This is a genomic window from Nonomuraea terrae, assembly GCF_004348995.1.
GTDB lineage: Bacteria > Actinomycetota > Actinomycetes > Streptosporangiales > Streptosporangiaceae > Nonomuraea > Nonomuraea terrae.
This window is the reverse complement of the sequence record NZ_SMKQ01000264.1, coordinates 1-11251: the sequence shown is the minus strand read 5'-3', so window position 1 is coordinate 11251 and position 11251 is coordinate 1. Positions and strand designations below refer to the sequence as shown.

General features: G+C 69.8%; 8 protein-coding genes. 4 read left to right on the top strand and 4 right to left on the bottom strand.

The features are described 5' to 3' along the window. From E1286_RS42590 to E1286_RS42575, 4 genes are all read right to left on the bottom strand, one after another. Nucleotides 1-1514, bottom strand: a 1514-nt coding sequence (locus E1286_RS42590) for an AAA family ATPase (protein ID WP_132622346.1), incomplete at its 3' end; no start/stop codon positions are given. Nucleotides 1515-1545: 31 nt separating this feature from the next. Next, a complete protein-coding gene (gene rfbA / locus E1286_RS42585; protein WP_132622344.1) occupies nucleotides 1546-2421 on the bottom strand; it encodes a glucose-1-phosphate thymidylyltransferase RfbA in 876 nt (291 codons plus the stop codon). A 59-nt stretch (nucleotides 2422-2480) separates the two neighbouring features. Then, nucleotides 2481-4571: a BTAD domain-containing putative transcriptional regulator gene (locus E1286_RS42580; RefSeq protein WP_187368303.1), complete on the bottom strand. Its 2091-nt coding sequence runs from the start codon at nucleotides 4569-4571 to the stop codon at nucleotides 2481-2483. Between the two features lie 172 nt (nucleotides 4572-4743). Further along, nucleotides 4744-6678: a KedN5 family methylcobalamin-dependent radical SAM C-methyltransferase gene (locus tag E1286_RS42575; RefSeq protein ID WP_132622340.1), complete on the bottom strand. Its 1935-nt coding sequence runs from the start codon at nucleotides 6676-6678 to the stop codon at nucleotides 4744-4746. An 857-nt stretch (nucleotides 6679-7535) separates the two neighbouring features. Here E1286_RS42575 and E1286_RS48535 point away from each other — a divergent pair. The 4 genes from E1286_RS48535 to E1286_RS42555 all read left to right on the top strand — a co-directional run. Continuing rightward, nucleotides 7536-8189, top strand: a complete 654-nt coding sequence (locus E1286_RS48535; protein WP_165970170.1) for a methyltransferase — start codon at nucleotides 7536-7538, stop codon at nucleotides 8187-8189. Nucleotides 8190-8336: 147 nt separating this feature from the next. Beyond that, nucleotides 8337-9350, top strand: coding sequence for a methyltransferase (locus tag E1286_RS42565; protein ID WP_132622336.1), 1014 nt, complete (start codon nucleotides 8337-8339; stop codon nucleotides 9348-9350). A 205-nt stretch (nucleotides 9351-9555) separates the two neighbouring features. Then, nucleotides 9556-10065: an SRPBCC family protein gene (locus E1286_RS42560; RefSeq protein WP_132622334.1), complete on the top strand. Its 510-nt coding sequence runs from the start codon at nucleotides 9556-9558 to the stop codon at nucleotides 10063-10065. Between the two features lie 149 nt (nucleotides 10066-10214). Beyond that, on the top strand, nucleotides 10215-11251 hold a 1037-nt coding region (locus E1286_RS42555; RefSeq protein WP_132622332.1), incomplete at its 3' end, for a serine/threonine-protein kinase.

Genomic DNA, 11251 nt, shown 5'->3' with positions numbered 1-11251 from the left:
GTGACGGCGGTGAGCACGTTCGGGTGCCGGCGACGCAGCCACGCCACCGTCAGCCGGAGGTCGGCCGCTCCGGCCGGTACCGTGCGGCCGGCCGCACGCTCCAGGACGGCCGCGGCCTCGGCGTGCCGCCCCACCCACGCCAGCGCCCGGACCGTCATCAGCGCGTCCACCGGGTCGAGATGCCCGGCGGCGTCCGCCGCGACCAGGACGTCCAGCTGCTCGCTCATCCCGGTCGGGTTCATCAGCCACTGCACGCGGGCCAGCGACGCCGTCAGCGACGCGGCCTTGCGGTCGCTGAGCCGCCCGCGCAGCGCCAGCCGCAGGCACCTGACCGCCTGCTCGGCATCGCCGCCGGCGCACTCCTGCTGAGCCGCCCGCTCCAGCACGTGCACGTACCGGGCCGGGGGAGGTGAGCCGGCCTGGACCAGCTGCGCGGCGATCTCCACGAGCGGCGCGTGCTCGGACTCCAGCACCTCGGCAGCGCGCAGACGCAGCGCGGCCGACAGGTCCGGGGGCAGGTCGCGCAGCACCGCGGAGCGAGCCCGCGGGTGCCGGAACTGCGGCCCCTGCACCAGCCCGCCGGCCTCCAGCCGCTCCAGCGCCGCCGCGACCGTGCCGTCCGGCTCGCCGGTCAGCCGCGCGATCGTCTCCGCGGTCGCCCTCGGCCCCAGCACCGCCGCGGCGCGGGCGGTCCGCACTGCTCCGGCGTCGTGCCGGTGCAGACACATCAGCACCGTTTCCTCGAACGAGCCGCCGATGACCGGCCCGCGGCCGCGCCTCCCGCGCCCCGCGCGGTGGTCGTCGATCAGGGCACGGACGATGAGCGGGTTGCCGCCGCTGAGCCGGTGGAACTCCGTCGTCAGGTGGGCCGGGCAGGAGGGCGATCCGAGGTCCGCCTCGATCAGCCGCTTCACCCCCTCCGGGGACAGGGGCTCCAGCCTGATCAGCCTGAAGTACGGCTGGCGGGTCAGCTCCGCCCTCAGACGCGCCTGACGGCGGTCGGCCGAGTCGCGCTGGTTGAGCAGCAGCAACACCCGCGCCATTCCGATCCGGCGCTGCAGCGCGAGCAGGGTGCGCACCGACGTCTCGTCGGCGAAGTGCACGTCGTCCACGGCGATCACCAGGGGACAGGACCTGGCGAGCTTCAGCAGCGCCGCGCAGGCGCGCTGGACGAGCAGGTCCTCCGTCGGGTCGGCCGGTGCGCGTCCGCCCGCCCCGCCGGTGCCGGCGGCCAGGCCGGTGACGTCCTCGACCACCTGTGCCACGGCGGGCGGCAGGTCCGCGCTGGAGAACAACTGGCCGACGACGCCCATCCGGACCGACCGGTCCTGGGCCGAGGCGGTGGCGTTGAGCAGCAAGGCCCCGGAGCCTCTCGCGTACTGCGCGAACCGATAGGCGAACTCGGTCTTCCCGGTGGCGACGCCGCCGCTGATCAGGACGACCTTGCCCCGTTCGCGGGCGCTTTCCAGGTAGTAGTGCCGGAGCCGTTCGAACAGCTTGCTTCGCTCAAACATGGGCCGTTTCTTCCGAGAGGCCTTGATCCAGTCAGCCCGTCAGTTCCTGCGCCACCTCCATCACGTAGCGGCCATAGGCGCTGCCGGCCATTGCGGCGCCGAGCCGGTAACAGGACTCGCTGTCGATGTATCCCTTGCGCAGGGCGACCTCCTCGATGCACGCGATCCGCACCCCTTGGCGCTCCTCCAGCGCCCGCACGTACAGCCCGGCCTGCATCAGCGACTCCGGCGTGCCGGTGTCCAGCCAGGCGAACCCGCGCCCCAGGTCCACCAGGCGCGCCCGGCCCCGTTCCAGGTAGCCCCGGTTGACGTCGGTGATCTCCAACTCGCCCCGGGGCGAGGGGCGCAGGTTCTTGGCGATGTCGACCGCGTCGTTGTCGTAGAAGTACAGGCCCGTCACGGCGCGGTTGGAGCGCGGCCGGTGCGGCTTCTCCTCCAGTGACACCAGGCGGCCCTGCTCGTCCACCTCCGCGACGCCGTGGCGGTGCGGGTCCTTGACGCGGTAGCCGAACAGCACACACCCCTGTACGTCGCGAGCGTGTTCCTCCAGCACGAACTGGAAGGCCGTGCCGTGGAAGATGTTGTCCCCGAGCACCAGGGCGACAGGATCTTCCCCGATGTGACCGGCGCCGATGATCAGAGCTTCGGCGATGCCGTTCGGCGCGTCCTGAGCGGCGTATCCGATCCGGATGCCGAGCTGCGAGCCGTCGCCCAGCAGCCGCTGGAACAGCGGCAGGTCCGACCGCCTGGAGATGAGCAGGATGTCGCGCACGCCCGCCAGCATCAACACCGACAGCGGATAGTAGATCATCGGTTTGTCGCCGACGGGCAGGAGCTGTTTGGAGACCGGTATGGTCATCGGGCTCAGGCGCGTTCCGGAGCCGCCCGCCAAAACGATGCCCTTCATTTATGGCATTCCCCTCACCAGGTTTCCGCCAGGAGGTCCGCTGCGGCACCGCGGCCTCTTCACCCGAGGCACTCGCTCATGGCCGTGAACGTCTCCATCTGTTCTCGCTCTGCCGCGTAGTAGCGCAGCAGACCGTGCATCCGGTAGCGGTCGTGCGCCACCCGCCGCAGCATGCTTGCCATGCACAGCTGCTCCAGCAGCGGCTTGACCCGGTGGACGGCGGTGCCGAGCGTCGCCGCCGCCGTCACGTAAGTGATCTCCGGCTCCGCGTGCCGGCCCAGGTAGCGGAACAGCTGGCGGGCGGCCGGCCGGAGCTTGCGGTAGGAGATGTCGATCGCGTCCCGGATCGACAGGTCGTCGCCGTCCACCCGCAGCGCGGAGAGCCGGTCGCCATCCCGCAGCTCGGCCACGAAGCTCTCCAGCCGCCGGCCCGGCCGGACGATGAGGTTGGTCGCGGCGATCCGCAGCGCCAGCGGCAGGTGCCCGCAGAGCTCAGCCAGCATCGCCGCCGCCTCCGGTTCCGCGGCGACCCGCTTGCGGCCCAGCATGGTGGCCAGCAGTGCGGCCGATTCCTCCGGAGCCAGGACGTCGAGGTTGACCAGCGGTGCGCCGTCGCTCGCGGTCAGGCTCACGAGCTGCGTCCGGCTGGTGATCAGCACCAGACAGTCGGGATTGCCCGGCAGCAGCGGCCGGATCTGGGCCGTGGAGGCCGCGTCGTCCAGCACGATCAGCATCCGGCGATCGGCCAGCAGGGTGCGGAAAAGCGCGGTGGCCTCGGCCTGGGCGGCCGGTATCCGGTCGGGGGGCACGCCGAGCGCCGACAGCAGCCGCCTCAGCGCTTCGACGGGGCACAGCGGCGTGTGGGAGTTGCCGTTCAGCTCGAGGTAGAGCTGGCCGTCGGGGAACATCCCGCGCATCTCGTGCGCCCAGTGGACGCCGAGCGCCGACTTGCCGACGCCGGCCATCCCGGTGACCGCGATCACCTTCGCGCCGGTGCCCGTGACCGTCGGGGAGACCAGGTCGCGCAACCGGTCGAGGGCCCGGCAGCGCCCGGTGAAACCGGCGACGTCGGGAGGCAGCTGGGCTGGGGCGACCATGCGCATCACCAGCGCCGACCGCTGTCTGGATTCGGTCTCGGGCACGGGCTCGGACGGAGCCTCCTGGCGAAGCACCTGCAGGTGGGCCGCCTTCAGCTCCTCGCTCGGGTCGACTCCGAGTTCGTGGCTGAGACGGGTGCGGATGTCGGAGAAGACCTGCAGCGCGGCCGCGCGCTGCCCGGAGCCGGCCAGTGCCAGCATGAGACGCGCGTGCATGCCCTCGTGCAGCGGCTCGCTGCAGGCCAGCGCGCGCAGATGCTCGACCGCCTGTTCTGGCCGGCCCGTCTGGATGGCCAGGTCGGCGTGGGCGAGCACGACCGCGAGCCGCTGGTGCGACAGCCGGATGGCGGCCGGGTGCTGGCGCAGCCCCGGAACCGTGTCGGCCAGCACCGGCCCGCGCCAGCTGCTCAGCCCCTGGTGGAAGAGGTCAAGAGCGCTCTCCTCGTTGTCGTCGTGCATCTCCCTGGCCCGGATCACCAGGTCGTTGAAGACGAACAGGTCCAGCTGCTCCGGCTCCACCGTGAGTTTGTAGCCCTGCCGAGTGGCGGTGATGTGCTGCTCTCGCGAGCTGGTCTGCCGGCTGCCCTCCAGCGTCTGGCGCAGCCGGGAGGCGTAGGAGTGGACAAGGCTGACGCAGGTCACGGGCGGATCGTCGCCCCACAGGACATCGATGATCTCGTCCCGGCTGACCACCTCGTTCGGTTGTAACGCGAGCAGGCCGAGCATGCAGCGCTGCTTGAGCGAGCCGATGTCGACCGTGCGACGGCCCAGCCGAACCGTCAGCGAGCCGAGGATGCCCAGGCACAGCGAGCTGGAGTCGGCGTCCTTCTGACCGCGTGCCGCCGGCAGGCTCAACTGGTCGGGATCGACGCCCACGGCCTCCGCGAGGCTCCGCACGGACTCCTGCCGAGGCTGCTGCACCTCTCCCCGCTCGATGTAGCGGACCGCGCGCACGCTGACCCCTGCTCGTTCCGCCAGTTCCCGCTGCGTGAGGCCCAAACGGGTCCGTCGTTCGTGCAGCAGCCGGCCGAACGAAGCGACATGCGGTTCCATGGTTTTCGATCCCCCTGTGTCGTCACCCACGAGCCCATCGTCATATGTGGCGTAAAGCTTCCGTGCGGAGTAGACAAGAGTCATAGATCACCGTAATACAAGCGCTCGATCGGATGGCTGGGTCCGGGAACGAAATGATCCGGAGCTGGCGAGGGGGCTCGCCGGAAGAGTGTCAAACTTCCCGGTCATGGAGCTGCCGCTCCAGCCTGCCCATGTAGTAGACGATCTCCTCGTGGTTGGTCGAAGGCAGGAAGTGGTTGGCCCCGACCTTGTAGTAGATCGACGTCGTCAGGCCTTCGAGGGCGTCGTCGTAGGGCTCGTCGCGCCGCAGCGCCTGCACCAGCGCCGGAACGTCGCAGCTGAGCGCGATGTCGCCCGACACGTAGTAGCTCTCGCCGCCGATCTCCGTCTGCGGCAGGCCTTCGTTGGCGTAGAGGGTGGACATCTCGCGCCCCGGCCGCGTGTACGCCGGCAGAGTCAGCAGGTCGTAGTCGAAGACCGTGGTCAGCAGGTCGCGGTGCTCCTCCGGCAGCAGCGGCACGACGGCTTGCGTCCACCACCGGCGCAGCAGCTGCTTGGCCTCGTCGGTGCCGTACACGTAGGTGAGGACGGGGGCGAGGACGTCGGAGTCGGTGAAGGAGTTGACCATGCCGGTGCGGAACGGCTCCACACTCTGGTCCTGGTCGGTCTCGAACCAGTCCATCAGTGAGCGGATCAGCTGCGACTGCGTGATGCCACCGAGCGTCCGCAGGGGCATCCACAGGTATCTGAACACCGGGTTCTCGGCGACGAGCCGGGAGACGAAGATGAACCGGTGCATGTACCTGTTGTCGGCCGGCGACATGGTGTCGTGCGACAGCACGTACTCGAAATCGTCGGTGTTGCCCCGTACGGTGACCAGCCCGAAGCGCTTCTTCTCCTCCGCGTACGTGGTGTTCGGCAGGATCAGCATGGGATAGACGGCCACCCGCGACACGTGGTTGGCCAGCCGGTCGTAGCCCTTCATGAACGACTCGACCGTCTCGCCCGGGGCGCCCCAGATGAGCTCGGCGTAGCAGTCGAGGCCCTCCTGGCCCAGCCACTCGGCCAGGTTCTCCCAGTCGTTGACCTTCATGTTGCGCCGGTTCATCAGGTCGAGCGTGTTGTCGTCCAGCGTCTGCAGCGCCAGGGTGAAGGAGCTGTGCAAGCCGGCGTTCTTCATCTCCTTGACGATCTGGTAGAAGACCTTGGACTTGTTCTTCGCCCACGAGGTCTCGATGCTCTTCGGAAAGCCGTATTGGCGGCGGAGCTCGATGACGTCCTCGACGAACTCGAGGTCGATCGGCATCATGCCGAAGTTCGCGTCGCACAACACCAGGGTGTGCACCTTGTGCTGGGCGAACAGTTCGATCTCCTGGCGCAGCCGCTCCCGGGAGAAGGCCCGTACGCGCTGGCCGACGGCCCCGCCCCAGTAGCAGAAGGAGCACTTGTACGGGCACCCTCGGTTGGTCTCCAGCAGGGCGACGTCGTAGGGGAAGACCCCGTCCTGGTTCTTCATCGGGATGACGCCGGTCAGGAAGGGCGAGGGGATGACGTCGAGGTCCTCGATGCGCGGGCGGTCCTCTGTGGTGACCAGGGTCCCCGACTCGTCGCGGAAGGAGATGCCCTGGATGTGGTGCAGGTCATGAGGTGAGCGGCCGTCGAGGCGGGCGTGTAACAGCTCCCGGAAGGTGAACTCGCCCTCACCGTTGACCACGATGTCCACGTCGGGGAACATGCGGAAGACCCGGGTGGCCTGGTTGGAGACGTGATTGCCGCCGAAGACGACCCACCCGTCGGGATTGAGCTGCTTGAACGTCTCGGCCAGCGCCGCGAAGGGCTGGTAGTTCCAGCCGACGACGGAGAAGCCCATGATGTCGGGCGTATCTTCCTCGAAGAGCTGGTTGGCCATTCCGAACAGCGTGCTGCCGCCGTCGAAGTTGCGGATCTGGATGTCCATGTGCTCGGCTATGCGCTCGTCCTGGAGCGCCGTCGCCATCAGGTAACCCGAGGCTAACGGCATGGACTCCAGCGACATGGCCCAGACTCCCTGCTGCACCAGCCGGACCTTGAGAGGCTGTTGCGCCATGGGCGATTCTCTCCCTTGCACTCAGGCGTTGATTGAGTGGGTGCGGCGCCTCGCCATCGACCCGTCCGCAACCTTTCGGCTCACCCCCTGAGCCGATTCGTGTCCGCAGCGCGCGACTGGATACTTGATCGATGTTAGGTGAGACTTTGCCTGCGGCTCTGCAGCGAAGCTGCAGCCAGGCGCGAATCGCGATATGTCCGGATATGTCCAGACCGACCTGGGCTAACGCGGAGCATTCCGGCGGAGCGCGACGCGGAGCGGCAAATTTGACAGCAGCGGCGACCGGCAGTCTTGGTGAAATGCGGGAGTGCCGCCGGGCTATTTCCGCCGAGGCGCCGGCAGCCATAGGAGATGACAGGCTATTTGGTCTTATCGCCCCTGCGGACCGCGGGGTCGGGCGCTTTCGTGCTGGCCAAAGGCGCCGGCCGACCCCCTGATGACGTTCGGTGACCGTGCCGTCGCCGGACGGGATGGTCGAGCGGGCCGCGGCATCGCCCGCGGGACACTCGATGGGCTCACAGCCTGGCGCGATCGATTGTTGGCGGCGTACCACGCTCTCCGGCGGCCGTGGGCGAGCGGCCGGACGCCGGTCGCGGACCGTGACCGAGCACCGCGGAACCCGCTCTGCCGGGGACGAATGGACACTGTCGTCCCGGTCTTGCGCCTGCAGGAGATCCATGGCAGATTCCCACAAGAGTCCGATTCGCGCAGCGCATCGACACGTGACGACCACGCATAAGCATTTTGTCCGTCGCGACAGGCAGGATGGCATGGACGCGAAGAACTTTGATTTCGAAATAGGAAAGAAAATTATCGAGAAATACCGGTCGGACGAGGAACGTCCGAAGGTATTCGAATTGGTCGGCCATGACTGGGACCTGCTCGACGAGGTGTGGCCGCCTTTCTACGGGCCCGGCGGTGAGCTGTACGCCCACACCATCCCGTTCGCCGGGATGTCGTCGTTCCTGGAGATGGGCTGCGGCACGGGCGTCATGTCGGTGCTCGCCGCCAAAGCCGGTTGCACGTCGGTGGTCGGCCTCGACCTCAACCCGGCCGCGGTACGCAACACCGAGCTGAACGCCGCCCGCCACGGCGTGGCGGACCGGGTGACCGCCCGGGTGAGCGACATGTACTCGGCGGTCGAGCCGGGCGAGCGGTTCGACGGCATCTACTGGAACCCGCCGTTCCTGGACGCGCCGAAGGAGGCCATGGACTCCTCCATCTGGCACGAGACCATGTTCGACCCCGAGTTCTCGAAGCTGCGGCACTTCCTGAAGAAGGGCGTCGAGCTGCTGACCCCGGACGGCCGGATCTACCTGTGGTTCGGCGAGGCGCTGGGCAACCCCACCTTGGTGCGGGACCTCGCCGACGAGGCCGGCCTGGATCTGCGCATCCTGGAGACGCTGGCGACCTCGGCGATCCCCGATCCGCTGGTCGAGCTGTTCGTCGACGAGGAGATCGAAGAGGACTCCGCCTGGCACCTCCACATGCTGGAGCTGTGTCCCCGCTGAGGCCGGGCCCGCGTGCCAGGGTCACCCGCCCCATTGTCCCCGGCCCATTGTCTCCGCCTGAGCCGCCTCGTACCGCCGGTCACGCGGCGGCGTCAGCGCGCCCGGCGGCGCCCGTCCCGACCGTGACCCCCGTTCCAAGGAGTGCCGATGGAGGAGTACGAAGACGCCCGACGCCTGATGGACCTGCTGTTCGGGTTCATCTCGGCGCAGGTGGTGCGGACCATGGCCGCGCTCGACCTGGCCGACCACCTCGCCTCCCGGCCTGTCACGCCGGGTGAGCTGGCCAAACTCGCCGACTGCCACGAGCCGAACCTGCGCCGCCTGCTGCGCGCGGCCGTCCACCTGGAGCTGGTTACGGCGACCGGGGACGGCCGCTACGAGCTGGCCTCCGCCGGGCGGCTGCTGTGCTCGGGATCGCCGATGAAGGCCATGGTCAACCACATGGTCGGCGAGCCCAACTGGAGCGCGTTCGGCAGGCTGGACCACACCGTGCGCACCGGCGGCAGCGCGGTGGAACACGTCTTCGGCCGTTCGAGCTACGAGTGGCTGGCCGAGCACCCTGAGGCGCAGTCCGCCTTCTACGCCTGGATGCGGGAGGCGGCCAAGGCCGACGCCCCTCCACTGGTGGCCTGCCTGGACCTCGACGGCGCGCGCGACGTGGTGGACATCGGCGGCGGAAACGGCTCGCTGATGGCCGCTCTGCTGCGGGCCCACCCGGAGCTGACCGGCGCCGTCTTCGACCTGGAGGCCGGCTTGCGGGGCACCTCCGCCGTGCTGGAGGAGGCCGGCGTGTCGGACCGCTGCTCCCTGGTGCCAGGTGACTTCCTCGTGGACGTGCCCCCGGCGGGACGCGACGCGTACGTCATCAAGAACACGCTCAGCGACTGGGACGACGAGAGCGCTGTGCGCCTTCTGCGGCACTGCCGGCAGGCGATGCGCTCCGACAGCGGGCTCTTCGTGATCGACATGATCATGGCCGAGGACGACTCGTCGGCCGACTCCATCGCCCTGATGAGCGACATGTCCACGCTCATCGACAAGGGCATGATCCGCACCGGGCCGGAGTTCCGCGAGCTCTTCGCCCGGGCGGGGCTGCGCCTGGTCACGACCCGCGAGGTGCCCGGTGGAGCGGTCAGCGTCATGCGGGTGGCCACGACCTGACGTCGCGCCCGCGCGCCACCCCGTACTGCCTGCGTCCCCCGGCGCTCACGACCAAGGAGCATGCGATGACAGCGTCCGACGTGACCTCCGTCCCGTCCCTTCCGGACGCCAGTCCCGACGGCGTCGGTCCACCGGGTGCCGTCCGGCCGGCCCGGAGATCACGAGGCGGATCACGGGCCAGGTCCACGGCGTGGAACGGCTCCCTGTGACACGGCGAGACGACGCGGGACGCCACGGCGGTACGGCGCGGAGCGGGCGGGCCGAGACGGCGGCCGCCTCCATGTTCGTGCTGGAGGCCACGGCCGAGATGCCCCGGCCCGCCGAGAAGGTGTGGTTCGTGGTCGCCGACTACGCGCTGGACCGGCGCTGGCGTTCCGGCGTGATCAGCGCGAAGAGCGACCCGCCCGGTCCGGTGACGCCGGGCAGCACGATCGACGAGGTCATGCGCATCGCCGGCAGGCCCTATCGCAGCAGCGGAATCGTCACCGAGGTGGGCCCGGGCATGCGCTTCTCCTGGCGCAACACCAAGGGAAGCGACTCCGACGGCGAGCGCAGGGTGGAGCCGCTCGACGGAGAGCGCTGCACGGTGACGATGGTGGTCCGGGTCCGCCTGCGCGGAGCCGAGCGCCTGCTCGCCCCGTTCGTCGCCCCGATGTTGCGGCGCACGCTCCGCCAGGACGTCCGGCGCCTGCGCGCCGTGATCATGGAGTCGTAGCCGGGCCGCACGCCCGTCGCTCCAGGACCGTGAATAGGCGGCGGATAGGCGGCGGCTGTGCGTCGTCGTCCGGCACCGGATTTCCACGAAAGCCCGTCAGGGGGCCTATGGTTAGGTGACTTTGCCTTCCTAATGCTATTGGCGGGGATATGTCCGACGCGACGCCGTCCTTGGTCGCAGACCGGTACCGGCTAGACGAGCGCATCGGCAGCGGGCCGATGGGCGAGGTCTGGCGGGGGTACGACACGCGCGCCGACTGGGTCGTGGCCGTCAAGGTGCTGCGCGCCAGGGCGGCCGGTGCCGCCACCCGGGAGATGCTCAGGCAGCACGCCCAGGCCGTGGCCAGAGTGATCCATCCGAACGTCGCCATGGTGCTGGACGTCGGCGACCACGACGGGGCGCCGTTCCTGGTGATGGAGTTCCTGACCGGGCTCAGCCTCGGCGAGGAGCTGGCGGCGCGCGGGCCGTTGAAGATCGTCGAGGTGTGCGACCTGATCGGGCAGGCGGCGGCCGGGCTCGATGCCGCGCACCGGGCCGGGGTCGTGCACGGACGGGTCGACCCCGGCAGTTTCCGGCTGGCCGCGAGCGGCGTGCTCAAGGTCGTCGGCTTCGGCATGGGCGAGCGTGAGACCGCGCGGGACAGCAGCCGCTACGCGGCCCCCGAACGCGCCGCCGGGCAGGCCGCCCAGGTGCCCGGCGACTTCTACGCGCTCGGCTGCGTCTGCTACGAGCTGCTCTGCGGACGCCCGCCCTTCGAGGGCGCGCCCCAGGGGCCGCCGGCGCCGCCGAGCACGCTCAGACCCGAGGTGTCCGCCGAACTGGACCGGCTGGTGCTGGCCATGTTGTCGGAGGACCCGGCCAGGCGACCGGCGAGTGGCGAGGTGATCCGGCGGACACTCGCGGCCATCGCCCGCCCGCGCCCCGCCGCCCCCATGACCGGTGCCCACGTGACCGGTGCCTCCTTGCGCGACCCCGGGCTCACCGGGAACCCCGGCGTCACCCAGGTGCTCCAGAGCGGCGGTCCCGCGTGGCCGCCGCGCTCCGGTGACACGGCGGTCTTCCAGGCCGCCGACCTCGGTCCCCAGCCGGGGCCCGCGACGAACCGCAGGCTGGTCGTGCAGCTCGGCGCGGCCGTCCTCGCCATCGCCGTGGTCACGGTGGGCATGGTGACGTGGGCGGGCGCTGT